Source organism: Rhizobium sp. AQ_MP (assembly GCF_014237835.1).
Classification (GTDB): Bacteria; Pseudomonadota; Alphaproteobacteria; order Rhizobiales; family Rhizobiaceae; genus Allorhizobium.
In genome coordinates this window covers 22,040-47,263 of the sequence record NZ_JACJVI010000009.1, presented here as the reverse complement: position 1 = coordinate 47,263, position 25,224 = coordinate 22,040, and the positions used below count along the sequence as shown (strand labels likewise).

The following is a 25,224-nucleotide window of genomic DNA, read 5'->3' as shown; positions in this document are numbered from 1 at the left end:
TAGTTTGCGCGCGTGAAAGTCAGAAGACCGTGCTGCGACGAAAGATGTCGCATCGATGACAGCGAGTGTTCTCTCGGCGGCGTGGACAGGATGGTCAAAGGTGTCAACTTCTCACGACACATCCCAACATTTTTAAGGGTTCAGTAAGTTACGTTTTATAATCATACTTTTCGTCGGCACCCTGTCCCGGGTTGCTCCAAACAGAGATCAGCATGCCCTTATTTGACTTCGGCTTCGATGCCCGCGCTATTTTGAACGCTCTCGATAATTCCCAGGCCATCATCGAATTCGATTTGGAAGGCCGCATTCTCCACGCAAATGAAAATTTCCTGAAGGCGATCGGCTATCAACTGAGCGAGATTGTCGGCCAGCACCATAGGATGTTCGTGACACCCGCAGAAGCCGGCTCGGAGGATTATCGTCAGTTCTGGCGCAATCTGGCCGCCGGCAACTTTGACCAGCGGCAATACAAGCGCGTCGCCAAGGGTGGCCGCGAGATCTGGATCGAAGCGACATACAACCCGGTGCTCAAGGGCGGCCGCCCCCATAAGGTGGTCAAGTTTGCGACCGACATCACCGCCATGAAGTTGAAGTCGCTGGATGCCGAAGGCAAGCTGGCGGCACTCGATCGGGCCCAGGCGATCATCGAATTCACACCGACCGGCGAGATCCTGCACGCCAACGAAAACTTCCTCGGCGCCATGGGCTACACGCTGTCGGAAATTGTCGGACGCCACCATTCGATCTTCTGCGACAGGGACTACGCGGCCTCTGCCGAGTATCGCAACTTCTGGAAGGGCCTTAGCGAAGGCCGGTTTGTGGCCGATCAGTTCACCCGCTTCGGCAAGGGTGGCAAGCGCGTCCACATTCAGGCGTCCTACAATCCGATCATGGACACAGACGGCAAGGTGCTGAAGGTCGTGAAGTTTGCAAGCGACGTGACCGAACGCATCCGGGTCATCGAAGAACTCGGCGCCGGTCTCGGTCGCCTTGCCGACAGCAACATTCGCATGACGCTTGATGATCCCTTCACTGCCGAGTTCGAACCGCTTCGGCGCGACTTCAATGCCTCCATCGGGGCCTTCCAGCGAACCTTGTCGGGCGTTCTCGACCAGACCCATGACCTTGCCCGCAACGGTTCCGCCATGCGAACCTCCGCAGAGCAGCTTTCCGACCGCACGCATCAGCAGGTGGTCGCGCTCGAACAGACCGCGTCCGCACTTTCCGAAGCGACGAGGAAACTGAAAGCGGCGACCGAAGAGACCCGGGAAACCCGCCAGATCGCGACGGAAGCACGGGCCGCAGCGACCTCCTCGGTGGCCGTGGTCCGCGACACCGTGAGCGCCATGCAGCGCATCGAGGGCGCGTCGAACGAAATCGGCAAGATTATTGGCGTCATCGACGAGATCGCCTTTCAGACCAACCTTCTGGCCCTCAACGCCGGCGTCGAGGCGGCCCGCGCGGGTGAAGCCGGGAAGGGATTTGCCGTCGTCGCCCAGGAAGTTCGGGAACTCGCCCAGCGCTCCGCCAATGCAGCCAAGGAGATCAAGACACTGGTCAACACTTCCGCGAACGAAGTGCAGGAAGGCGTTCGCCTGGTGGGCGAGACGGGCCGGGCGTTGCAGGAGATCGAGAACTTCGTCTCTGCGATCGATCAGAATGTGAGCCGCATCGCAACTTCGGCGACCGAAGAAACGGCGGCGCTCGAAGCCATCAACGGCGCCGTCAGCGAGGTTGACAGCATGACCAAGGCGAATGCCGCTATGGTGGCGCATTCGACCGAGATCAGCCGTGCAGTCTCCGAAGGGGCGGCAGTGCTCGCCGATCTCGTGAACAGCTTCAAACTGAACCGTCGCGGTGAAATCCGCGAAGCGGACCGCGAGATCTGGTCACCGGCCGAACGCGCCGCACGCCTTGGGCAGACGGCTAGTCGCGCAGCCTGACAGATCAATCCGATCCCATCACCGGCCCGGCGCAAGCCTGGCCGGTTCATCGCATGGCGGCCTTTGACGCCGCCGACCGCAGCGTAAATTCCGTCAGTTCCGCCGGCACGCCGATCCTAAGCGCAAAGCCTGGCCAGAGCCCAGTGCCGTTGTTGACATAGAGCTGCATCCCACCGACCCGGTAAAAGCCCGAGACAAACCCGTTATTCGCCCGGGCGACGATCCGGTCGAGACCGCGAACCATGCCGCCGTGGGTATGGCCGGAGAGCTGCAGCGCAACGCCATGCTTGGCGGCCCGCTCCGCCATGCGCGGCTGGTGGTCGAGAAGGATGACGGGAGCATCCGCCGGCGCGCCCTGCAGCGCCCGTCCCAGATCCGGCTCGACAGCGCCGGTAAACCGCGCCGAAAGATCGGTCACACCGGCGATGACGAGCCTGCCCTCCCCCCGCTCGATGACGTGATGCGCGTTGGCCAGGATACGCATGTTGAGTTCGGGGAAATGCTTGAGCCAGCGATCGACATCGAAGAAATACTCGTGATTGCCGGGCACGGTCAGCACACCGTGACGGGCCTTGAGGCCCGAAAGCGGCGCGATGTCTTCGCGGCGGATGTCGAGACTGCCGTCGATCAGGTCACCGGTGATGACGATGAGATCGGCATCGAGCGCATTGGTCTTTTGAACGACGGCACTGGCCCATCGCCCGGTGAAAAGCCGGCTGATATGCATGTCCGTTAGTTGCACCATCCGGTAACCGTCGAGATCAGGCGCCAGACCGGGTATCTGAACCTCGATGCGCTTAACCTTCGGCACGCGGATCGCCTGGCTGATACCGAAGCTTGCAAGCAACAGCGCGGCGATCCCCATGCCGTAGCGCACCTCCGGGGGCACGGCCGGAAATGACCAGGTGACGGCAAAGATCAGGATACTGACGATGTCGAGTATTACCTGCATGGCCGCCAAGAGCACGATCGCCCCGAAGAACAGGTTGAAGCCGATCACCAGCGGCCGCGGGAATTCCGGCGCGAAGACCGATCCGGAGGTGAACCGGCTGAACAGATGGTACTGCGAGGCAAACAGCAAGAAGACGGCGAGCGAAAGCTGCACCCACCACGGCCACGGCAGGGGAGCGATGAAGCGCAAGGCAACGATCAGCCATGGCAGGGAAAACATCAGGTGAAACATGCGGGGCGCGGGATCCTTTGTGCCTGAAACGCAGAAACTACGCAGGCAGTTCACCCGAAGATAGGGACGTCAGCCCCTCATGCAAACCCCGCAGTCAGCGCAAACTCGCGGCCCATCTCGCGCATCTCATCGAACAGGAAGCCGGCGAAGCTGCGCATGAGGATGATCTCGAAGCTATCCTGGCCCGTTCGGGCGAGGTTCGCAGCGACATGGCAGATCTGGCAATTGGTCGACTGGCCGATTTCGAAGAGATCGGCATGCAGATCGAGCGCCGTGCATTTGGCGAGAATAGCCCGCACCTTCGGCCCGTGAACCCGAAGCACGACGCGCCCGTCGCTCTGGTCGACAAAGGAGGCCCGGCTCGCACCGAGTTCGGCGAGTTGCCGCGCGATCGTGTCAGCGGCAACAGTCTCGCTGACGACAAGCCATTCGCCCGGTCCACAGACGCGAATATGCACATCTTCGAGATTGGTCAGCGCCTCGTCGATGTCAGCCTCGTGGCCCTTGTGCGCGAGCACCGAAAACACGGAGACGGCCCGCAGGATGGCCAGATGATGGGGGTTCGGCGTCGCCTCGAAACCGGAAATGTGGTCCTCGAGCACGTGACGGGCGGCATAGGTCACCGGCATGGTCGGATCCTCACAGGTTCAGTTTCTTGTTGTCGGGGTCGTAAAAGACGGGGCTGACGACCTCGGCCAGAACTTCCGACCCGCGCAACCCGTCCCAGACGACGATCTTCTCGCCCAGCCGCTCGCGGCCGGATTTGAGGAAGGCGAGGCCGATCGTATGCCCGAGCGTCGGCGAATGGCAGACGGAGGAGACCCAGCCCTGATCGTTGAGCGTCGACGGCTTGACGTTTTCCTTCAAGAGATGTGCGCCTGCCTTGAATTCCTTGTCGCGCTCGACGGGCTTCAAACCGACGAGTTGCGGACGGTCGGCCGCGGTCAGGCCGAAGCGGCTCGACAGACGCTTGCCGATGAAGTCGCTCTTCTGCGTCGAGAACATTTTACCGAGGCCCACATCGTCTGGCGTCGTGCGCCCATCGATTTCGCTGTGCGTGATGAAACCCTTTTCGATGCGCAGCACGTTGAGTGCCTCGACCCCGTAAGCGCAGATCCCATGCGGCTTGCCGGCGGCCATGATCGCATCGGCAACCGCCTCTCCGTAATTGGCGGGGACTGCCACTTCGAAGGCGAGTTCACCGGAGAAAGAGATTCGGAAGAGCCGCGCCTTCAGGCCGCCCTTGAGCAGCACCTCGCGGGCCGACAGGAAGGGGAAGGCCTCGTCGGAGATATCGTCCTCGATGATCTGTTCGAGGATGATCCGAGCCTTAGGCCCCGCGACCGACATCTGCGCCCACTGATCTGAGGAGGAGACGAAGCGCACGTCGAGATCCGGCCAGAGAACCTGGGAGCAGAATTCCAGATGCGTCATCACCTCGCCGGCATAGGCCGTCGTCGTGGTCATGAAGAAATGCTCGTCCGAGAAGCGGCTCGTTGTACCGTCGTCGTAGATCATCCCGTCTTCACGCAGCATCAAGCCGTAGCGCGCCTTGCCGACGGGAAGCTTGAGGAAGGCGTTGGAATAGACGCGGTTCAAGAATTCCGCGGCATCCCTGCCGAAGATCTCGATCTTGCCGAGCGTCGAGACATCGCAGATGCCGGCATTGGCGCGGATGTTCAACACTTCCCGGTCGACGGCCTCGCGCCAGGTCTTCTCGCCGTCGCGCGGGAACCAGGAAGAGCGATACCACAGGCCGGATTCGACGAAGACGGCGCCGTTTTTCTTGGCCCAGCCATGCAGCGGCGAGGTGCGCACGGGCCGCGAATGTTCAGCCCGCGAGGTGCCCGCCATCGCCCCGAAGGAAACGGGCGTGTAGAAGGGCCGGAAGGTGGTGGTTCCGATTTCGGCCGGGGAGACGCCACGCATGCCGGCCATGATGCCGATCGTCGCGACATTGCCGAGCTTGCCCTGGTCTGTCGCCATGCCGCCGGTCGTGTAGCGCTTGGTGTGCTCGACATGCCCCATGGCCTCGCGCTGGGCAAGGCTCAGGTCCTTCACATGCACGTCGTTCTGGAAGTCGACAAAGGCCTTGGACTTGGCGCCCGGCACATACCAGAGCGGCGCGAAGGAGGCATCGAATTCACCTTCGACTTGCGGAACGTCGACCGTGCCGACGAGACGACCGAGATCGCCGATCGCCTCATGTGCCTTGTCCGCACCATCGCGCAGAACGGCGGCAAGCGAGGCATGACCGGCAGCCGAGCCCGCGATCCTCAGCCCCTGCCCCACATCGGGTGCCAGGAAGGCCTGATGCTCGTCGGACCAGATGGGCTTTGCGCCGCGCTGGCAGGCGAGATGCACGATCGGGCTATAGCCGCCGCTCATCGCCAGCGCATCGCAGGCGATCTCCTCCTGATGGCCCATGCGTTCGGCGATCAGCCCCTTGATCCGATAGTACCCTTTGGTGTCGACGACGGCGCCGCCCCGGATGACCCGCACGCCTGATGGAGCAACATCAGACGAGTCTGTCCGCCCGTCGATGATGGCCGCAACGCCAACCCCGGCAGCGACCAGATCGGCAGCCGTGCGATAACCAGCACCGCCATTGGTGAAGATGGCAAAGTTCTGGCCGGCGGCAACGCCATAGCGATTGAGATAGGTCCTGACAGCACCTGAGATCATTACGCCCGGCTTGTCGTTTCCGCCGAAGACCAGCGGTCGCTCTTCCGCACCTGACGCCAGGATCGCCCGCTTGGCGACGATGCGCCAGACCCGCTCGACCGACAGATCGCCCGAGGGCTGCGCGACATGCTTCTGCACCTTTTCCACGGCACCGAAAACATTGTCGTCATACCAGCCGAACACCGTGGTGCGCGGCATCAGCGTGACGTTCGAAAGGCTCTTCAACTCCTCGACGACGGAGGCAGCATATTCGGCTGCCGGCACGCCGCCGACGGTGACGCGTTCGCTCAACAGCGAACCACCAAGCCGGAAACCTTCATCCGCCAGAATGACGCGCAACCCCGCCCGCGCCGCAGCCCGCGCTGCCATCAGACCGGCGGGGCCGGCGCCGATCACCAGGAGGTCGCAATGCGCCCAGGCTTTTTCGTAGCGATCAGGATCGGCAATGAAGGGCGTCTTGCCGAGACCTGCGGCTTTGCGGATGATCGGCTCGTAGAGCTTTTCCCAGAAGGCCTTCGGCCACATGAAGGTCTTGTAGTAGAAGCCGGCCGAGAGAAATGGCGACAGCAGGCTGTTGACCGCGCCGATATCGTATTTCAGCGACGGCCAGCGGTTCTGGCTATTGGCCTCGAGCCCCTGATAGAGCTCGGCGACGGTCGCCCGTGTGTTCGGCTCGGTGCGCCCTTCTGCACCGATCGTCACAAGCGCATTCGGCTCGGCAGAACCTGCCGTCACGATGCCACGCGGACGGTGATACTTGAAGGAGCGGCCGACCAGCAGCTGGTCATTGGCGATCAGTGCCGAGGCCAGCGTATCGCCCTCGTAACCCGTATAGGTCTGACCATCGAAGCTGAAGGCAAGGGTGCGCGCGCGGTTGACGAGCCCGCCGGAAGACAGCCTGAAACCACTCATCGCGCAGCCTCCTTCGCGTACTCGCTCGCATCGGTCACGCTGTAGACCTCGTGACTCCCAGCATTATCGCGCTCGACGACAAGCCAGCGCCGGCAACCGGCGGTGTGATGCCAGTGCTCGATGATCCGACCCTTCGGATTGTCGCGGATGAAAACGTAAGCGTTCCAGGCATCGTCGGGCGCGCCGGGCGCCGGGCGAACGGGGCTCGCGTCACCGCGAATGCTGAACTCTTCCTTGGGACGGACGCCGCAATGCGGACAGGTAATCAGGCTGGCCATGGCGATGTCTCAATGCAGGTTCGGTTGTGGACCCTTGCCGCCTTCGTCGACGGCAAAACCGCGCTCGAAGCGGTCGAGGCGCAAAAGGCGGGCCACAGGATGGGGTTCGTTCTTGGCAATCAGATGGGCAAAGCAGAAGCCGGACGCAGGCGTCGCCTTGAAGCCGCCATAGCACCAGCCGCAATTCAGATAGAGATTGTCGATCGGCGTGCGGTCGATGATCGGCGAGCCGTCCATCGACATGTCCATGGCGCCACCCCAGGCGCGCAGCACGCGAACCCTGGACAGGCCGGGGATCAGCGACACACCCTCCTCGATCGTATGCTCGACGGTCGCAAGATTGCCGCGCTGGGCATAGGACGAATAGTAGTCGATGTCGGCGCCGAAGACCAAACCGCCCTTGTCGGACTGCGAGATATAGAAATGTCCCGCGCCATAGGTAATGACATTGTCGATCACCGGCTTGATGCCTTCCGAGACGAAAGCCTGCAGCACATGCGTCTCGATCGGCAGGTCGAGCCCGGCCATCTTGCCGGTGACGGAGGTATGGCCGGCGGTCGCCAGCGCCAGCTTGTTGCAGCCGATGAAGCCCTTAGTCGTTTCGACGCCGGTCACCTGGCCGAGCTCGTCGCGGCGGATGCCGGTCACTTCGCAATGCTGGATGAGATCGACGCCGCGCTCGTCCGCACCACGACCGTAACCCCAGGCAACCGCATCATGACGGGCCGTGCCGCCGCGCCGCTGGAGGAGGCCACCCAAAATCGGGAAGCGCGCATGATCGAAATTGAGATAGGGCATCATCTGACGCACCTGCTCACGGTCGAGCAGTTCGGCCTTCACCCCATGCATCATCATTGCATTGCCGCGCCGCGCATAGGCGTCCCGCTGGCCATCGGTGTGGAAAAGATTGACGATGCCACGCTGCGAAACCATCGCATTATAATTGAAGTCCTGTTCCAGGCCTTCCCACAGCTGCATCGACAGTTCGTAGAAGGGCTCATTGCCCTCAAGCATGTAGTTCGAGCGAATGATCGTCGTGTTTCGCCCGACATTGCCGCCGCCGAGATAGCCCTTCTCGATCACGGCGACATTGGTGATGCCGAATTCCTTGGCCAGATAATAAGCGGTCGAAAGGCCATGCCCGCCCCCGCCGACGATGATCACGTCGTAATGCGGTTTCGGCTGCGGCTCGCGCCACATCGGAGCCCAGTTCCGGTTTCCGGAAAGCGCCTGGCGGAAGATCGAAAGGGCGGAATAACGCATCGAACAACCTCTGCAAATGTCGCGTCACATTCGCATAGGCGTCACAAAGAGCAAGCGCGATCAGGACAAAAACTATGCTGTTTGAGACATGGAACACAGGTTTGATCGCAGTGCAGCACAGAAACATCACGCGCCGGCAAGGGCTTGCGACATCGCGCACTTCCAAAGCGTTGGCGACAGGGCTAAACCGGAGAGGAAGTGATCGGGAGACCGGTTTGGTGCATCGGACGGCAGACTTATTGAAACTCTTCGAGGCAAGCGCCATCGCCGCCGGCCGCGTCATCCTCGAAATCTATCAGACGGGTGCCAAGGTGCGCCTTAAGGGCGACACATCGCCTGTAACCGAGGCGGACGAGGCCGCCGAACGCCTGATCCTCGCAGCACTTGCGCGCGACTTGCCCGACATCCCCGTGGTTGCCGAGGAGGAGGTCGCCGCCGGTCGCATCCCAGACGTGAGCAACGAACGCTTCATTCTGGTTGACCCGCTAGACGGCACGCGCGAATTCATCGGTGGCCATGACGACTTTACGGTCAACATCGCCCTGATCGAAAACAGCGTGCCGGTCCTCGGCGTGGTGCATGCGCCGGCCCTGCAAACCCTTTATCTCGGCGGCGGCAACACGGCGGAGAAGGTCAAGCTTGACGATACGGATCAGGTGATCGCGCGCATGCCGATCGCGGCGCGCATGCGAAGCGCCTCACCATCCGCCCTCGTCTCGCGTTCTCACAATTGCGATGCGACGGACGCCTATATCCTGAAGTCGCAGATCATGGAGCGCAAGACCGTCGGCTCCTCGCTGAAATTCTGCCTCGTGGCCGAAGGCGTGGCCGATCTTTACCCGCGCTTCAGCCCGACCATGGAATGGGACACGGCCGCCGGCGACGCGGTTTTGCGGGCGGCCGGCGGCATGGTGTCGACCGAAGACGGCGCACCACTGACCTACGGCAAGCGCTTGCCCGGCCTGCGCGCCTTCGAAAATCCGCCCTTCCTGGCGACCGGGCGCCCATCCGAGCGGGGATGAGTTTCGAAAATTCCTGAGACTATTCAATGGGGGCATGTGCTTTTCATCCCCCTCCTCCGCGGCTGGCTCACACTCACGCCTTCAACCGCGCTGTCTCCGACAGCCGAACGCGAAGGAGAGACCATGCAAGAAACGACGCCCAATCTAGCCCTGCCGTTCATCCTGCCGGCGCAGGCCCAGAAGCACGTGACCCACAATGAAGCGCTCCAGCGCCTGGATGCGCTGGTACAGCTGGTCGTCGCCAGCAGCGCGACAAGTCCACCCGCCGATCCTCACGAAGGCGAGATCCACTGGGTCTTGCCGCCCGAGAGCGGCCTGTGGATCGGACGTGCGGGCAAGCTCGCGATATTTCAGGATGGTGTCTGGATCTTCATAACGCCGAAACATGGCTGGTCTGCAGTCTTCCTGATGGAAGCCAGGCTTAAAGTCTTCGACGGGACCGAATGGATCGAGCCACCACTGCCCGACAACGCCCGCGTCGAACACCTCGGGATTGGAGGCGATGCCGATAGCTACAATCGTCTTCTGATCTCATCGCCGGCCAGCCTGCTGAACCACGCTGGCGACAGCCACCGGCTGACCATCAACAAGGCGGGAACAGCGGAAACCGCCAGCCTGATCTTCCAGTCCAACTGGCAGGGCCGTGCCGAAATGGGACTGGCGGGCGAAGACCGCTTTTCGCTGAAGGTGAACGGCGATACGACAGGGTGGCGGCAGGCGGTCAGCGTGACACCGGAAGGCTATGTCCGCCACGATCAGCGCCCGCTTGTCCGCGCAGCCCTTGCCGTCACCACCCTGACCCCGGCTGCCGGAAGCTTTACCGGCTTCGATGATCTTCACCTCTCCGGAGGCGATGTCACCCTGGGGTCTCCGCTCGCCTCGGGCCACGGCCGCCCGCTGGTCATGCCGACCTCAGGCCACTATCTCCTGTCGCTCTCGGTATTCGCCGTCAGCACCGCAACCCACACCGTGCATGTCAGCCGCAACGGTTCGGCGGATATTGTGAGCCATGCAGGCGGAGCGGGACGATCGAGCACCACCGCGATCGTCTGGCTCGATGCCGGCGACACGCTGGCCCTGCGCCATGAAGGCACGATCCAGTACCAGTTCGGCTACGGCCAGACCGAACTCAACCTGACTTTGCTTTGAATGAATGAAACGACAAGGGCGCTGCATCGCTGCAGCGCCCGATCAGATAAGAGAGCGGAAACTTTTACCGTCAAAGCAGCCGGTAGCGACAGGCCCGCGCGACCGCCTGCATTCGGTTGACGGCCTCGAGCTTGCGCATCGCGCTCTTCAGATAGCTCACGACCGTGTGGCTGGAAATATCGAGAATGATCGCGATCTCATCGCTGCTCTTGCCGGCCGCCGACCAGCGAAGACATTCGATCTCGCGGGCCGACAGTTTTTCCTTTGGCCCGAACCGCGGCACCAGGGCATCGACGCCTGCATCCAATAGCTCCAGGGCACTGAGCTGCAGGAGAGCGATTTCCTGCCGGTCCGGCGTATCGTCCCGCCCCGAAAAGACGAGAACATACTGCGTCTGGTTGCGGTCGTGCAGACTGAAGATCAGGCAGGCGCCGAGATCGAACTGTCGAAACAGCGGTGCAAGAGGCTGGCGCGCCTCTGCCCCGGACGTGCCGAGGAAGAGATTGTCTTGCGTGAAAAGCGGAAGAACCGACTGCTTGATCCGCGCGACCAGCAGGCTGCCGGCATAGATGTCTGCCGCTTCATAGGCGAGGCGCAGCTCATCCGGCCAGGAACAGAGGATGAGATTGGCGGAAAACTCTGGGCTATCCGCCTTGGGCACACGGGCGAGCAGACAGTGCCGGAAACCGTGGCTTCGGCCAAGCGCGGAGAGTTCGCGCCCCCACGGCCCTGCCGAAAGTGCTTCGGTGCGAAAAACGGGTTCCCCGTCACCAAAATCGTGACTTCGCGTCACATCGTTTGGCCTGAACATAAAACTCCTTTCGACCGGACATTCATCCGATCGGGATTCCGAATGTTTATGGACATTATGGCGTTCCATGGGGAACGACTATCAGTCGGGCCTGTCGCCGGTCTTGCGGCCCTGACGGAAACCGCGATGTTCGACATCTACCCGTGTGATCGACACGTCGATCAGGTCATTTCAATTGCTGGCCAGCCCATTGCCACAAATCCCGAACGCGCACCAGTCGCGCGGCTCGCATAACACCTATGCAAATGCCGCAAGTTTAATCAACTTCCACCGAATCCGCCGACTCTCCGATGCGGTGAAGTCGCAACAATTATTATCAAATGCTTACAACGGGCTTAGGCAAATTTTAAAGCATCGGTCCTAGTATGAGGGTGTGTGGTCTTGAGTTTGTATAGAGAGTCCAATGACCGAAATGATCCGCCCACGAGTGAAATATGTCATCGGCCCCGATGGCAGCCCCCTGACGATTGCCGATCTTCCGCCGGCCAATACGCGCCGCTGGGTGATCCGCCGCAAGGCTGAGGTTGTCGCGGCTGTGCGTGGTGGCCTGTTGAGCCTGGAAGAAGCCTGCGAACGCTACACGCTGACGGTTGAGGAATTTCTCTCCTGGCAGTCCTCCATCAATGACCACGGCCTGCCGGGCCTGCGCACCACCCGCATTCAACAGTATCGCCATTAATCGATTTTTGTGCCGGCTGCCCGGCACGCCGTGATTTGCATCAGACCCATACCTGAACCGGCAAGGCCCAGCCTGCCGGTTTCATGTTTTGTAGCCCACCTCATCTTGCTTCAACACGCTCAGCATGACGACCGCAAGGCTGGAACCCGCATAAAACCAAAGCCCGGGCTGCGTGAAAGCCTGTGCAAGGCCGCTGGTCTTGGTCGCAAAGATCAAGATTGCGACCAGCAACACATCCATCATCGACCATTTCGACAGCACCGGCACCAGACGGGAGAGCGCGCCCTGCCCTGCCAGCGGCGCACCGGCCATGAGTTCGGCGGCGACAAGCAGCAGCTTGGCCAGGGGAAAGACGATCGAGACGAGCGCGACGAGGAGTGCCAGCAACCGATCCCCTTCCGCCCAGAGAGATGTGATCACCTCGACGAGCGAAGCATCGGTCGAGAAGACATAGAAGCTCTCGAACCGCATCAGCGGTAGCGTCACGCCGAGCGCGAAGGATGCAGCGGCCGCAACGAGAAGCAAGGCCTTCAGCCAGAGGAGCAAGATGGTTCCTTTCCTGCACATCGAACAGACCGTATCCGCCCAACCGCGTTGCCGCCGAACAACCGTCGATGTTAATCAGAACCACAAGAACGCGGCAACAGGAGGCAACAATGCAGATCAGAAGCGAAGAAGCAGGCTCCGGCGGACGCTATGTCCTCCACATCGAGGGGATCGAAGAGCCGGCGATCATGACCTATTCGCGTGCTTCGGCCACGCTGATTATCGTTGACCATACCGAAGTGCCGTCCAGCATGCGCGGAAAAGGCGCCGGCCAGGCGCTCGCCGAACATGCCGTTACCGAAGCGCGCAGCGGCGGCTGGAAGATCATTCCGCTCTGCCCCTTCATGAAGTCGCAGATGGACCGTCACCCCGACTGGAACGACGTGCGCAAGTAAGACGTAGCGCAAAACGAACGAAGGCGGACGGAGGATTGCCCTCGCCCGCCTTCCATTTCGAAATCTCAACCAGACTGAACCGTTAAATTCAGGCCCGGACACGCATCTGGCCATCGCGCTCTTCGAGAGCCGCAGCCTTCTGGTATTCCGCTTCAGCCTCTTCCAACGCCAGTTCTGCCGCTTCCTGCTGGACCCTCAGCTCTCGGATCGAGACCTGGAGATTGTCCGCGCGTTGGCGTGCCGCCTTGGCGAAGGTGGGATAGGCGAAATGATTGGGATCGGTGATGCCCGATTTCTTTTCTTCGATGCCGATCTGAGCCTCAAGCTCTTTCGACATCCGTTCGAACTCCGACATCATAGACTGCAACTGCTGCAATTGCCGACGCTTTTCGGTAACCTGAAATCCCTTCAGGCGTACCAGGCTCTCACGCGACTTCATACGCAATACTCCCGTGATGCGAGACCCCCCGCCACACTTGCTACTCAACACGCCCGCCACCGATTCGTCCAAAAAAAGTCCGCGGCGTTAACAAAAAGCTACCTTTGGTAACCTTTCGTTTACGGGCATCGTTAATGATAAGGCCGATCACTTAAGGGTCAGTAAATGCCAGAGCCCGAAAAGAGCTCCTGACAATGATGAGTCAAATGAATCGGTTACAGGGTTTTCCTGAGGCGCAGATTCAGGTGTGGCGATGACCGAAACACATGAAGAATCAGGAGGCTGATATCTTTGCTTAATAAATTCGATACACCTTGCCAGAGGGAATCAGAATTTGTTAACCAATTGGTGGCAGCCTTCAAATCAGGCAACGACTGGATCCGTATCGCGTAGGGGGCCATCTTGACCTTTCGGCGGCGGTAAAGGGGATAAATATGCGGGTTCTACTCATTGAAGACGATAGCGCGACGGCGCAGAGCATCGAACTGATGCTCAAGTCCGAGAGCTTCAACGTCTACACCACCGACCTCGGCGAAGAAGGTGTCGATCTCGGTAAGCTCTACGACTACGATATCATTCTGCTCGACCTGAACCTGCCCGACATGTCCGGTTACGAGGTGCTGCGTACCCTTCGCCTGTCCAAGGTGAAAACGCCCATCCTGATCCTTTCCGGTATGGCAGGTATCGAAGACAAGGTCCGTGGTCTCGGCTTCGGCGCCGACGACTACATGACGAAGCCGTTCCACAAGGACGAGCTCGTTGCCCGCATTCATGCGATCGTTCGCCGCTCCAAGGGCCATGCCCAGTCGATCATCGTGACCGGCGAGCTGATCGTGAACCTCGACGCCAAGACTGTTGAGGTCGGCGGCCAGCGCGTTCACCTGACGGGCAAGGAATACCAGATGCTGGAGCTGCTCTCGCTGCGCAAGGGCACGACTCTCACCAAGGAAATGTTCCTGAACCACCTTTATGGTGGCATGGACGAGCCGGAACTGAAGATCATCGACGTCTTCATCTGCAAGCTGCGCAAGAAGCTTGCCAACGCCGCCGGCGGCGCCAACTACATCGAAACTGTCTGGGGCCGCGGTTATGTGCTGCGCGAGCCGGATGGTTCGGAATATATGGAAACGGCCTGAGCCTTTCCGCTGTGTCATCAAGAGGCCCGCGTCCATGACGCGGGACTCTGGCATTTTGGGATCTCGTGACCGGATCCAAACGGAACATTCAAACAGAAAAGGCGGCGCTCCTGGCACCGCCTTTAACAATTGGATCTGAACTCAGGGAAATCAGGCCGCGATGGCCTTGTCGCCGAAAGTCTTGGTCAGGATCTCACGATCGAAGGGCTTGAGCAGGAAATCGCTGGCGCCGGCACGCTTGCCCGCCATCATTACCTTCAGCTCGGCTTCGACCACGCAATAGTAGATCTTCACCGCTTTGCCCTCGGGCAGTGCTCTGACATTGGAGATCAGATTGAGGGCGTCGTCCAGACCGGCGTCGACGATCATCACATCGGGAAGTTCCCGTTCACAGCGGGAGAGAGCCTCACGTCCGGAAGAGGCTTCCGACACCTGATAGCCAAGCTCCGACAGGATCTTTTTGCCGACCTTGCGAACGATGTCCGAGCCGTCTGCGATCATCAAGCGCTTCATGGTCAACTCCCCTCCCCGCAATCGAGGATTTGAAATGCATTCGTTAACATATCGCCCTTCGACTAAGGAAAGGTTACCGGTAGCAAGCCTTTCGCGTCCCGGTTTGATACGGCTTAGGAAACAACCTCAGCGGTAAAGGCGATCTCGCCTTCGCTGGGCACGCACTTGAGTTCCATCCCGCATTCCTCTGCCAGAAGCACCGTGTAGTAAGGCTGGATCGAATGTGCATCCACCGCCTCTTCCAGGTGTCCGGACAGGATTTCCTGGTATTTGGGCGGCACGCGCAGCATGCGACCCTTGGCGACGATCTTGAACTTTGCGTCCGTCTCGGGATTCTCCAGATGGATATCGAGCGAGCCCCCGCGCGGGATGGCGCCATAGGCGACCAGGAAGAGATTGAGGAGCAGCTTGACCCGGTTCTTGGCGATGATGGCGCGCGGGCCGTTCCATGTCACCTCGGTCTTCTTTTCCGCCAGCGCAAAATCCTTGGCCGCCTTCTCGGCCTCGCCGGTATCGATCGAGGCGCCGACTGAACCCGATGCACCGAAGGCGAGGCGGGCAAACTTCAGGCGCACCGAAGCATTGAGGGCGCTCGTGCGGATGAGATCCATTGCGTCAGCATCGGCGCCACCTTCGTCAAGCAGCTCGAGACCGTTGTTGATGGCGCCAACTGGCGAGATCACGTCATGGCAGACGCGGCTGCAGAGCAGTGCGGCAAGGTCGGGCCCTGCAAGCGTGAGGTTGGGGTTCTTCGCCATGGTCGTCTCCAGAAGATGTGGACCCTCAGCGCAACAGGCGGACACGCGTCCGCAGGCCGCGACTTGGTCGGATGCCGTTCGGCCATAATGACACCATATTTGGTAAACCGATTATTAAGACGATGCTCGCTAGGTTTAATTACCCCCAAGGAAGACGCCGAATCCGTCGGCTTCGCATTTAGGAGGCACCATGCGTCACCTGCCCCATCGCTCCCTGCCGCTGTTTCGGTCGTTCGTCCTGGCCGTTCTGGCGACGATCAGCCTCGTTGCGGTCCAGCGCCCTGCCGAGGCTGCCGGCGAATATTCGATCCAGGAAGTGGTCGACGCAGGCCATGGCTTCTTCGGCGAAACCAGCGGCGCGCTCGCCAAGGTTATCGAGCAGGCCTTCGAGCAATACGGTCTGCCGAACGGTTACATCCTCGGCCAGGAAGGCTCCGGCGCCCTCATTGCTGGCCTGACCTATGGCGAGGGCACGCTCTACACCAAGAATGTCGGCCAGCATGATGTTTTCTGGCAGGGCCCGTCGCTTGGCATCGACTATGGCGGCAATGGCACTCGCACCATGATGCTCGTCTACGACCTCCCCGATGTGGACACGCTTTATTCCCGTTACGGCGGCGTGAGCGGCTCGGCCTATATCGTCGCCGGTGTTGGTATGACCGTGCTGAAAAGCCGCGACGTGATCCTTGTGCCGATTCGCACTGGTATCGGCGCGCGGCTTGGTGTCAACGTCGGATATCTGAAGCTCACCCGCACCCCCACCTGGAACCCCTTCTGAGCGGGCATCAAGCTCTCGTTCAGGCTGATGCAAGCTCGATCTGCTCTGTCGTTAGCCATATTGGTTGAAGCATGGGCCGCGTCGGGCTGTTCTGCTTGCTCGGCGCATGCCAGCATGCTTAACTATCTTCTAATGCTATCCTAGTGCACTGGCGCGGTCGTGATTGAATATAGCCTGATTTTCGCGATGGGATTTATGGCGGCGGCGCTGCTGGTGATGCTTGTCGCCCCGGCGGTGCATCAGCGTGTTGTCCGCTACACGGAAAACCGGTTGAAGGCGACCATGCCGCTCAGCCCTCAGGAAATCCGTGCCCAGAAGGATATGGTGCGCGCACTCTACGCTGCGGAGAATGCCCGGACCCAGCACGAACTGAGCCGTGAACGGGAAAAGTCGATCGGTCTCAACCTGAAGAACGAGGCGTTGAGCAGCGATGCTGCACGCCTCGTCACCGAGACCAAGGAGCTGAAGGTCCAGATCGAGGAGATGAGCACGGAAGCCGCCGATCTGCGCTCTCGCCTACGGCGCGGCGATGTCGAAATCACCTCACTGCGCGAAATGCTGAAGCGGGTCGAGAACGCTGCGGCCGCCAAGGATGTCGAGCTTGAAAATCGCGCTGCCCGCATGACGCGCCTTCTGGCCGACATGGATACGATGCGGATCGAGGCGATGAGCCGCGACACCGAAATCGACAATCTGAAGACCCGTATTCTGGGGATGCGCGACGAGCGCGAGGAACTGCGCCGGGAAAACAAGCTGCTCAGCAAGCGGGCCAAGGATGCGGAACTGCGCCTCGCTCAGGAAGAGCATAAGGTCATTCGCCTCGAAGACACGCTCGCCCGCGACGCTGCCGACCGTGCCGACACCGGATCGCTCCTCGATCGCAGAACGCGTGAATTGCGGGACGTTCGTGCCAAGCTGAAGACCGCCAATGCTCAGCTTCGTGAGGCCCAGCGTGCCCTGCGGGAGGCGGGCCTCGCCATGCCCGAGATGAAAGATCTTGCCATGCCCGAAGACGAGATTGCGAATTCCAACCGTGCCACGGATACGGCGGCGCTCGAAATCGATATCCGCCAGAGCCAGACGGCATTGACCGAGCGCCTGCTGAAGGCGAAGGCCTCAACGGAGGACGATGCGCTTCGCGAAGAACTTGGCGATATCGCCGCCAAGATGATTGTTTTGACCGCCGCTCGGGAAGGCGAACAGTCTGTGATCGGCGATCTTGTTTCGTCTCAGCCGAAGACGGGTGAGAAGAGCAAGAGCCTGGTTGATCGTGTTCTCGCCATGGAGCCTTCCATCGGCCGTGGTGCCGGCATGGCAACCCCGGCCGAGTAAGGGGCGGATCTGCAGCTTGACCGCTGGGGTGCGACAGGGCGTTAACCGAGGCGCCCCAGGGCCCGCGCGATGGCATAGAGGGCAATACCGCTCGCAGTCCCGACATTGAGGCTGTCCAGCCCTGAAGCCTGCGCGATCCTCGCCGAGCGGAAGCGGTCGAGAATGGAAGCAGGCAGCCCCTCGCCTTCCGTCCCCATCACCAGAGCAACACGCCGACCGGGCACGATGGTTCCGATCTCGACGGCACCATCCGGCGACAAAGCCCAGATTTCAAACCCTGCCTGCGCCAGCGCTCCGAGGACCGCCTCGGCACTTTCCTGCCGCGCATAGGGCACCGTCAGAACCGAGCCGACGGATACACGCAGCGCCTTGCGATAGAGCGGGTCGCAGCAAGTCGCATCAAGGAGCACCGCATCCGCCGCAAATCCGGCTGCATTGCGAAACAGGGCCCCGACATTGTCGTGATTGGAGATGCCGCATCCGACCAGGACCAGCGCGTCCTCCGGCAGGCCAGCAATCATGTCATGCAGACCGGGAGGCGCCACACGGCTGCCAAGCGCCAGGACACCGCGATGGAGATGAAAACCCGCGATAGCATCCAGCACGGCCGCCGAGGCGACATACACAGGCAGATCCGAAGGGAATTGCCCGATCAGATGGGAAAGCCCCACCACCCGGTTCTCAAGAAGCAGAAGTTTTTCCGCCCGAACCCCGCCTGCCCGACCATGCGCCTTGGCAAGCATGGAAAGCACCACCGTACCCTCGGCAATAAACTGCCCCTGGCGCCCGGTGAGGTCCCGCTCGCGGATCGCCGTGAATTCGGCAATCCTCGGATCGCCGGGATCGGTGATCTCGATGAGACGGGCCTGTCCCACGGCCTGCCTCAGCCGCCGGCCAGCGTTACGTCGGCAATGATGCGGCCGAGCGCGAGATCGAAAACGAAGGCCTTTCTTTCGCCGGCAGCGGTTTCGCCATAGATGAGGATCTGACTGCCGGAAAGCGAGGTCTGGACGACCCGGAAGCCGGCCGGCAGGTTCGCCGTCACGCTGAGCGGCTGATCGGAGGGCACGGCGAAGGGCTGCGATGTCGTCGCCACCGGCTGCGCACCACCCTCCTCGCGCGTCAGCTTGTAGAAGATCGAGACGAGAACGGCGAGGAAGAGCGTCGCCATGATGCCGCCGGAGATCAACTGCAGCTTGACCATCTTGCGGCGAACGCTTTCCATTGCCGGATCAAGCGGCTTCTCTTCCTGGTTCTCGTCGTCGATATGCGCCATGGCTGCAATCATTTCCCACTTGCGTTCGCGCTGCTCTCGACGCTTCCACCGGCGCGAACGAGCCGGATAAAGTGGCCGGGCGGACCGGCAGTCGATTGTCGAAAACCCCGGTCTGTGCCAAATGGCAGCGACAAAGGCCAAAGCCCCGGCCGCCGTATGACGGGATGACATGATGACCGAACCCTTTAACGAAGCCGCCGCATCAAGGAAAGAGCTGATTGCCGAGGATGATGCCGAGGGCCGCATCGATGCCTGGCTGACGGCCGCCCTCGGGCAGGAGTTTTCCCGCAACCGGGTCAAGGCGCTGATCGAACAGGGCGCGGTGCAGCTGAACGGCAATCTGCTGGACAGCCCGAACCGCAAGATCAAGCCGGGCGACACCGTTGTTGTCGATCTGCCGGAACCCGAGGATCCGCAGCCAAAGGGCGAGAACATCCCGCTCGACGTTCTCTACGAGGACAAGGACCTGATCGTGATTGCGAAGCCTCCCGGCCTCGTCGTGCATCCGGGTGCGGGCAACTGGAATGGCACGCTGGTCAATGCGCTGATCTACCACTGCGGCGACAGCCTGTCGGGCATCGGTGGAGTCAAGCGCCCGGGCATCGTCCACCGCCTCGACAAGGACACGTCGGGCGTGATGGTCGTTGCCAAGAACGACATCGCCCACCGTCACCTCGCCGACCAGTTTGCCGACCATGGCCGCACAGGCCCATTGGAACGCGCCTATCGCGCCATCGTCTGGGGCCGCCCGCGCACGCTGGCCGGGACGATCGATGCAGCCCTTGGCCGTTCTGGCGCCGACCGCACCAAGCGCACGGTCAAGCGCGAGGACACCGACGACGCCCGGGAGGCCATCACCCACTACACCGTGCTCGAACGTTACGGCGAAAAGCCCGACGCCACCTGCCTCGCGTCGCTGGTCGAGTGCCGGCTGGAAACCGGCCGCACGCACCAGATCCGCGTCCACATGGCCCATATCGGCAATCCCCTGATCGGCGACCAGGAATATGGCGCCGCCTTCAAGACCAAGGCCAATCTCCTGCCCGAAGACGCCAAGCGCGCCGTCAACAAGTTCCATCGTCAGGCCCTGCACGCCTATCTGCTCGCCTTCGAACACCCGGCCACGGGGAAGACCATGCGCTTTGAAGCACCGATCCCGGCCGACCTGCAAAAGGTGATCGATGCCTTGAAGGGGATGTAAGAGCGTTCCACCCCTTGCGGGGCCGAGGGTCCATGTATCTCAGCGGGCACAGGCCACAACATTGAGGAAAAGGCTGGCGTTTCCCGCCTGTCGTTTCGCACCTTGTCTCGGCTTTGCCACTGCTGTTGACTGACAGATAAAGCCACGAACGAAAGAGCATGCAGAAGGATTATGTGATGAGCTGGCGAATGCCATCTGAAACTGCGCCCCATGATCGCACCTGGATGGCCTTTCCAAGGGAGGGCACGACGCTCGGCAGTGGCGAGGCCTGGAAGGAGACCGGCTATCAGGCCTGGACGGCCGTCGCGCACAGCATCGCCGAATTCGAGCCCGTCACAATGGTTGTCGACCCCTCCGAGCGGCAGCGCGCCCGCCGTATGCTCGGCAGCCATGTCGAGTTGGTCGAGATGCCACTGGATGAATTCTGGATGCGCGATTTAGGCCCCACCTTCGTGCTGGATGACGCGCGCCCTACCGTGCTGGGTGCAGTCGACTGGGTCTTCAATGGCTGGGGCGACCACGCCTGGGCGCAATGGAAGCAGTCGGCCGAGATCGCCCGGATGATCGCAAGCCATAGCGGCGCCGAGCTCGTGTCGAGCCTGCTCGTCAATGAAGGCGGCGGGATCCATGTCGACGGTGAGGGAACAGTTCTGGTGACCGAGACTGTCCAGCTTGATCCCCGTCGCAACCCCTTCGCTGACAAGTCTCGCGTCGAAGCCGAGCTCGCGCGCACGATCGGAGCCACCAAGGTCATCTGGTTGCCGCGAGGCCTCACCCGTGACTATGAGCCCTTTGGTACATCGGGTCATGTGGACATCGTCGCAACGATTGCCGCACCGGGCACATTGCTCCTGCATCGGCAAGCCAATCCCGACCATCCGGACCATGCCGTTATGCGGGACCTGCGTGACTTTCTCGCCCAGACGACGGACGCGTCGGGCCGCACATGGCGTATTCTCGACCTCGACGCGCCAGCTGCGATCAGGGATGAAGACGGCTTCGTCGACTACAGCTATGTCAATCACCTGGCGGTCAATGGTGGTGTCATCGCATGCGGTTTCGGTGACGAGAAGGCCGATGCAGCTGCGTGCGCCATTCTGGAAGAGGCCTATCCCGGCCGCCGCGTGGTCAGCGTCGATTCCCGCCCCATTTTCGCGCGCGGCGGCGGCGTCCACTGCATCACGCAGCAACAGCCCTCTCCGACCGAAGCTCGCTAAGCACATCGTGCGGCCGGCGTTTCTTGCGGCCCCTGCGGCGTCGCTCAGGCGTTGACACTCCGTCACGGCCTCGTGAGGGAACGCAAATCTTGTATCGCCGTTTTGCCATACTTATCTGTCAAGAGGATTTCTGTGGGGAAATGAGATCCACGGAGATCGGGCTCGCCGTCTGCTTGGGAGCCCAGAAGGAAAAAGGGGTGCTATATGGCCCGCAACACGCTGCCAACCATCACTGCCGGTGAAGCCGGCCTCAATCGTTATCTCGATGAAATCCGCAAGTTCCCGATGCTGGAACCGCAGGAAGAATACATGCTCGCCAAGCGTTATGCCGAGCATGCCGATCGTGACGCAGCCCACAGGCTCGTGACCAGCCATCTGCGCCTCGTGGCGAAGATCGCCATGGGTTACCGCGGCTATGGCCTGCCGATCGGCGAAGTGGTGTCCGAAGGCAATGTCGGCCTGATGCAGGCCGTCAAGAAGTTTGATCCCGAACGCGGCTTCCGCTTGGCCACCTACGCCATGTGGTGGATCAAGGCCTCGATCCAGGAATACATCCTGCGCTCCTGGTCGCTGGTAAAGATGGGCACGACCGCCAATCAGAAGCGCCTGTTCTTCAACCTGCGTCGCCTCAAGGGCAAGATCCAGGCGATCGAAGAAGGCGACCTGAAGCCCGATCAGGTGACCGAAATCGCCACCAAGCTGAATGTCTCGGAGGAGGAGGTCATCTCGATGAACCGCCGCCTCTCCGGCGACGCCTCGCTGAACGCCCCGCTGCGCGCCTCCGAAGGCGAGAGCGGCCAGTGGCAGGACTGGCTCGTCGACGACCACGACAGCCAGGAAGAGGTTTTGATCGAGCAGGACGAACTGGAGACCCGTCGCAGCATGCTGAAGCGGGCGATGGCTGTCCTGAACGACCGCGAACGCCGCATCTTTGAAGCGCGTCGCCTGGCCGACGATCCGGTCACGCTGGAAGAGCTCTCCGCCGAGTTCGACATCAGCCGCGAACGCGTCCGCCAGATCGAGGTCCGCGCCTTTGAAAAGGTCCAGGAAGCCGTTCAGAAGGACGCCATGGAACGCGCAAAGGCATTGCGGGTCGTGGAGGCCTGAGGCCACCCCATCCGGCGTGAAGCCAACAAAAAACCGGGTGTGTCGCCACACCCGGTTTTCTTTTGTCTGGTCTCAGCCTCAGTTGGCCGGCGCGGCGGGCGCGAGCGCGGCCCATTCACGGATCACCTGGTCGAAGACATTCGTCCCCGTGGTTCCCTTGTCCAGCGTGATCAGCGCACGACGACCGTTGCGGTAGGTGACGGGAATATCGATCCAGGCACGGGTGGAGAGAAGCTCCATGTTGCGCTTGACCACATCCTCGAAATCATTGAGCGCCACGAGATAGGTATCGTCAGTGACCTTGGCGGTGACGGCCACCAGCGGATCGCCGCGATCCTGTTCGGTGCGCTTCATCGCGATGCGCTGCAGGTTCTCAACCGCACCCCCCTCGAAATCCGCAGGAACGGAGAACACCACTTCAATGATGTGGCTCGCCGGCAACGAGTTGTCGGTGTTGCGCTTGAAGGTGAGCAGCGCCGAGATGCCCCGCTCGGGAACATTGATCCGCCCCTGGATCTGCGGGTCGGGACGCCCGTCGGCACCATTTTCCCGGACCGCCGTCCAGGTGATCGAACCGGGCACGGCCACCGGTGTCGCCTGGCCAATGCGCTCCTCGTATAGGAAGAGCTTTTCGCCGCCGGCAACTGCGGCGGTATTGGCAGCCGTTCCAGGCGCCTGCGTGGCAGCTGCACCACTGGTTGCCGCCGGCGGATCGGTAGGCTCAACCGTGGAAGCCACGGTCTGAGCAGATACGGAACGACCCTCGGCCGGCGCACCATCGATCGGCGCAGAACCGACGCCTTCGTCCACTTCCGTTCCATCCGGGCGCAGACGCTGGGTGAACTTCTGGGTGGCAGTGGAACCATCGGCAGGCGGAGTGGCCACTTCCGGAGCGGCCGCCGTTTCGGCCGCAGGCTCGGTCGCCGCAGGCGTCGTCTGCGCCGTTGGCGTCTGTGCCGTCGGCTCTGCGGGCGCAATCTCCCCGGTCAGGTTGGCCACCATGCTGCCGATCTGGTCGCGCATGCTCCAGGCGAGGTAACCTGCGCCGCCCAGGACCGCAAGCACCAGCGCACCGATGATGACGGGCGCGAAGTTGCGACGCTTCTTCGGTTCAAGGCGATAGGCGGGTTGCTGCCCATATCCGCTGACGAGCGCTTCCATACCGTCGGGCTGGGATGCCATCTCGACCTGCGCGCCCTTGGCGCTCGGCGCAAAGCTGTCTACGTGCTCGTCCCACTCGGAACCAGGGGCGGGAGCAGCAGCCGCAGAAGCAGACCCGGCAGCGCCGCTGTCCTTGCCACCTTGATCAACATGCTCCTGGAACCACTGGCTGAAGTCGTCGGCATCGATGGCCGGTGTCGCGGGCGTCGAGGTGAGTTTGCCCACCACCGTAGGGTCGGCGTCAGGCAGGCTCAGGCCTTCCGGCGTAACGTAGTCGCGGCTGGCCTCGACATGCAGAGGCTCGACATAGGCAGGAAACTCATCGGTCGGCGTGTAGGAGGCCGACGCCGGTCCGGTGTCAATTTCCGGCAATTCCGGAACCCGGTTTGCCGCAGTCTCGGTCGCGGCTGGCAAGTCCCAGCTGGCGGCGGGAATGACCGGGACAGGATCGAGCGCGCGGCTCTGCAGCCAGTCTTCGACCGAATCGACCCGGATACCGGCCTGCGGTGGCTCGGAAGGCCGATCGGCTTCGACTTGCACGGGCTCGCCAAAGGTCGGATCGGTCGTTACCGGCAAAGTCTCGAGAGGCGTGACAGTCTCCCAGCCGGGAGCGACGGCATGGGGCTCCTCATCGCGCGACCAGGTCTCCTCGGCCGTCGGCGCATCGACGTAAGGCGCGGCTGCAATATCCGGTTCCACTTGAGGCTTGGCCGGAGCCTCCGGCTCGGAAACGCTGACCGGCTCCGGCGCTACAGGTTCATGGACCGGGCTGTCGTAAAGACCGGCATAGACGGCTTCGTGCTCGTCGCGTCCGAAAGACGGCTCTGTGGACCAGGAATCGGTATCTGCTTGAACGGTCTCTATGGCAGGCTCGGCGGTCGGCTCCTCGACCACGGCGGGCGGCTCATCGGCGACCGGCTGGTCGACGACCGGCTCGTCGGTCGCGACGGGGACAGCCGGCTCCGCCATATGGGCATCGGCCCAATCATCGCCTGTTACCGCCGGTGCGGGCTCGACCGGTTCGTCTGTGGACACCGCCTCGTCAGCCGCTTCCTGCCCGAACATGCCACGATCCTGAACGGGCTGAGCCTCAGCGACCGTTTCAGGTTCAGGCTCCGTCCAGGCCGGATGCGCTACAGCAGCGGTTGCCGCAGTCACGGGAGCAGCGACCGGCACCGCCGCCACCTGCGGCTCCTGATCGAGCGGCGGAAGGGCGTCCGCATGTTCCGCCTCGACCTCACGGATAGCCTGATCGAGCTTGTCCAGCTGACGCTGCAGCATATGCTCGGGCGGGCGGGGTGACATGTTCTCAAGCTGCCGAACGACAGCGGCGCGAGCCTTTTCATAGACCCGCGCGCGCATCTCCGGAGTATTGTTCGACAGGCCGTCCACGGCCCGTCGAATCACAGCGATAAAGTCAGCCATCAGCACTTTCTCTTG

General features: G+C 61.7%; 24 protein-coding genes. 11 read left to right on the top strand and 13 right to left on the bottom strand.

All coding sequences use genetic code 11. The annotated features are described in order from the left end of the window. The first annotated feature begins 212 nt into the window (after positions 1-212). The gene (locus H6M51_RS14415; protein ID WP_185810508.1) at positions 213-1,943 is read left to right on the top strand and encodes a PAS domain-containing methyl-accepting chemotaxis protein; all 1,731 of its coding nucleotides are present in this window, start codon (positions 213-215) and stop codon (positions 1,941-1,943) included. A 46-nt stretch (positions 1,944-1,989) separates the two neighbouring features. Here H6M51_RS14415 and H6M51_RS14410 read toward each other — a convergent pair whose 3' ends face one another. The 5 genes from H6M51_RS14410 to H6M51_RS14390 all read right to left on the bottom strand — a co-directional run bounded on the left by H6M51_RS14410 (position 1,990) and on the right by H6M51_RS14390 (position 8,264). Further along, positions 1,990-3,126 carry a metallophosphoesterase gene (locus H6M51_RS14410; RefSeq protein ID WP_185810507.1) on the bottom strand — a complete coding sequence of 379 codons (1,137 nt, stop codon included), beginning with the start codon at positions 3,124-3,126 and terminating at the stop codon, positions 1,990-1,992. Positions 3,127-3,203: 77 nt separating this feature from the next. Beyond that, a complete protein-coding gene (locus H6M51_RS14405) occupies positions 3,204-3,755 on the bottom strand; it encodes a sarcosine oxidase subunit gamma (RefSeq protein WP_185810506.1) in 552 nt (183 codons plus the stop codon). Positions 3,756-3,765: 10 nt separating this feature from the next. Next, positions 3,766-6,723 carry a sarcosine oxidase subunit alpha family protein gene (locus H6M51_RS14400; RefSeq protein WP_185810505.1) on the bottom strand — a complete coding sequence of 986 codons (2,958 nt, stop codon included), beginning with the start codon at positions 6,721-6,723 and terminating at the stop codon, positions 3,766-3,768. Further along, positions 6,720-7,001 carry a sarcosine oxidase subunit delta gene (locus H6M51_RS14395; protein ID WP_185810504.1) on the bottom strand — a complete coding sequence of 94 codons (282 nt, stop codon included), beginning with the start codon at positions 6,999-7,001 and terminating at the stop codon, positions 6,720-6,722. Before H6M51_RS14395 ends, H6M51_RS14400 begins: the two co-directional genes overlap by 4 nt. 9 nt (positions 7,002-7,010) lie before the next feature. Further along, positions 7,011-8,264 (bottom strand): sarcosine oxidase subunit beta family protein, encoded by a 1,254-nt coding sequence (locus H6M51_RS14390; protein WP_185810503.1) that lies wholly within the window; start codon positions 8,262-8,264, stop codon positions 7,011-7,013. Positions 8,265-8,503: 239 nt separating this feature from the next. Between H6M51_RS14390 and cysQ the strand changes: the two genes are divergently transcribed. Together cysQ and H6M51_RS14380 are read left to right on the top strand one after the other, a co-directional pair. Further along, complete coding sequence (gene cysQ / locus H6M51_RS14385) at positions 8,504-9,286, top strand: 3'(2'),5'-bisphosphate nucleotidase CysQ (protein WP_246780528.1); 783 nt, start codon at positions 8,504-8,506, stop codon at positions 9,284-9,286. A gap of 123 nt (positions 9,287-9,409) precedes the next feature. Beyond that, a complete protein-coding gene (locus tag H6M51_RS14380) occupies positions 9,410-10,435 on the top strand; it encodes a DUF2793 domain-containing protein (protein ID WP_185810501.1) in 1,026 nt (341 codons plus the stop codon). Between the two features lie 70 nt (positions 10,436-10,505). On the opposite strand, the gene H6M51_RS14375 is transcribed toward H6M51_RS14380, so the two are convergent. After that, positions 10,506-11,246 (bottom strand): LuxR family transcriptional regulator, encoded by a 741-nt coding sequence (locus H6M51_RS14375; RefSeq protein ID WP_185810500.1) that lies wholly within the window; start codon positions 11,244-11,246, stop codon positions 10,506-10,508. A 403-nt stretch (positions 11,247-11,649) separates the two neighbouring features. Between H6M51_RS14375 and H6M51_RS14370 the strand changes: the two genes are divergently transcribed. Then, a complete protein-coding gene (locus H6M51_RS14370) occupies positions 11,650-11,925 on the top strand; it encodes a DUF1153 domain-containing protein (RefSeq protein ID WP_006725852.1) in 276 nt (91 codons plus the stop codon). Between the two features lie 81 nt (positions 11,926-12,006). On the opposite strand, the gene H6M51_RS14365 is transcribed toward H6M51_RS14370, so the two are convergent. Then, positions 12,007-12,471 carry a paraquat-inducible protein A gene (locus tag H6M51_RS14365; protein ID WP_407073587.1) on the bottom strand — a complete coding sequence of 155 codons (465 nt, stop codon included), beginning with the start codon at positions 12,469-12,471 and terminating at the stop codon, positions 12,007-12,009. Positions 12,472-12,581: 110 nt separating this feature from the next. Here H6M51_RS14365 and H6M51_RS14360 point away from each other — a divergent pair, with 110 nt between their 5' ends. After that, positions 12,582-12,866: a GNAT family N-acetyltransferase gene (locus tag H6M51_RS14360; protein ID WP_185810498.1), complete on the top strand. Its 285-nt coding sequence runs from the start codon at positions 12,582-12,584 to the stop codon at positions 12,864-12,866. 88 nt (positions 12,867-12,954) lie between these two features. On the opposite strand, the gene H6M51_RS14355 is transcribed toward H6M51_RS14360, so the two are convergent. Further along, on the bottom strand, positions 12,955-13,305 hold the full coding sequence (locus H6M51_RS14355; RefSeq protein WP_185810497.1) for a flagellar export protein FliJ: 351 nt from the start codon (positions 13,303-13,305) through the stop codon (positions 12,955-12,957). A 434-nt stretch (positions 13,306-13,739) separates the two neighbouring features. On the opposite strand from H6M51_RS14355, the gene ctrA reads away from it, so the two are divergent. Beyond that, positions 13,740-14,441, top strand: a complete 702-nt coding sequence (gene ctrA / locus H6M51_RS14350) for a response regulator transcription factor CtrA (protein ID WP_027488658.1) — start codon at positions 13,740-13,742, stop codon at positions 14,439-14,441. A gap of 150 nt (positions 14,442-14,591) precedes the next feature. On the opposite strand, the gene H6M51_RS14345 is transcribed toward ctrA, so the two are convergent. Next, positions 14,592-14,954 (bottom strand): response regulator, encoded by a 363-nt coding sequence (locus tag H6M51_RS14345; RefSeq protein ID WP_185810496.1) that lies wholly within the window; start codon positions 14,952-14,954, stop codon positions 14,592-14,594. A gap of 113 nt (positions 14,955-15,067) precedes the next feature. Continuing rightward, a complete protein-coding gene (gene chpT / locus H6M51_RS14340; protein WP_185810495.1) occupies positions 15,068-15,712 on the bottom strand; it encodes a histidine phosphotransferase ChpT in 645 nt (214 codons plus the stop codon). Between the two features lie 190 nt (positions 15,713-15,902). On the opposite strand from chpT, the gene H6M51_RS14335 reads away from it, so the two are divergent. Together H6M51_RS14335 and H6M51_RS14330 are read left to right on the top strand one after the other, a co-directional pair. Further along, positions 15,903-16,490, top strand: coding sequence for a DUF1134 domain-containing protein (locus tag H6M51_RS14335; RefSeq protein ID WP_185810494.1), 588 nt, complete (start codon positions 15,903-15,905; stop codon positions 16,488-16,490). Positions 16,491-16,649: 159 nt separating this feature from the next. Next, complete coding sequence (locus H6M51_RS14330) at positions 16,650-17,822, top strand: hypothetical protein (protein WP_407073586.1); 1,173 nt, start codon at positions 16,650-16,652, stop codon at positions 17,820-17,822. 41 nt (positions 17,823-17,863) lie between these two features. Here the strand turns inward: H6M51_RS14330 and H6M51_RS14325 are convergent, their stop codons facing one another. Together H6M51_RS14325 and H6M51_RS14320 are read right to left on the bottom strand one after the other, a co-directional pair. Continuing rightward, a complete protein-coding gene (locus tag H6M51_RS14325; protein ID WP_185810493.1) occupies positions 17,864-18,697 on the bottom strand; it encodes an RNA methyltransferase in 834 nt (277 codons plus the stop codon). An 8-nt stretch (positions 18,698-18,705) separates the two neighbouring features. Then, positions 18,706-19,098, bottom strand: coding sequence for a hypothetical protein (locus H6M51_RS14320; RefSeq protein ID WP_185810492.1), 393 nt, complete (start codon positions 19,096-19,098; stop codon positions 18,706-18,708). A gap of 172 nt (positions 19,099-19,270) precedes the next feature. Between H6M51_RS14320 and H6M51_RS14315 the strand changes: the two genes are divergently transcribed. The 3 genes from H6M51_RS14315 to rpoH all read left to right on the top strand — a co-directional run bounded on the left by H6M51_RS14315 (position 19,271) and on the right by rpoH (position 22,623). Then, positions 19,271-20,299 (top strand): RluA family pseudouridine synthase, encoded by a 1,029-nt coding sequence (locus tag H6M51_RS14315; RefSeq protein WP_185810491.1) that lies wholly within the window; start codon positions 19,271-19,273, stop codon positions 20,297-20,299. A gap of 188 nt (positions 20,300-20,487) precedes the next feature. After that, on the top strand, positions 20,488-21,516 hold the full coding sequence (locus H6M51_RS14310; RefSeq protein WP_210314832.1) for an agmatine/peptidylarginine deiminase: 1,029 nt from the start codon (positions 20,488-20,490) through the stop codon (positions 21,514-21,516). A gap of 204 nt (positions 21,517-21,720) precedes the next feature. Continuing rightward, positions 21,721-22,623: an RNA polymerase sigma factor RpoH gene (rpoH, locus tag H6M51_RS14305; protein WP_185810490.1), complete on the top strand. Its 903-nt coding sequence runs from the start codon at positions 21,721-21,723 to the stop codon at positions 22,621-22,623. 78 nt (positions 22,624-22,701) lie between these two features. Here the strand turns inward: rpoH and H6M51_RS14300 are convergent, their stop codons facing one another. Continuing rightward, entirely contained in the window at positions 22,702-25,209 is a 2,508-nt protein-coding gene (locus H6M51_RS14300) for a hypothetical protein (protein ID WP_185810489.1), read from the bottom strand. Between the last annotated feature and the right edge of the window lie 15 nt (positions 25,210-25,224).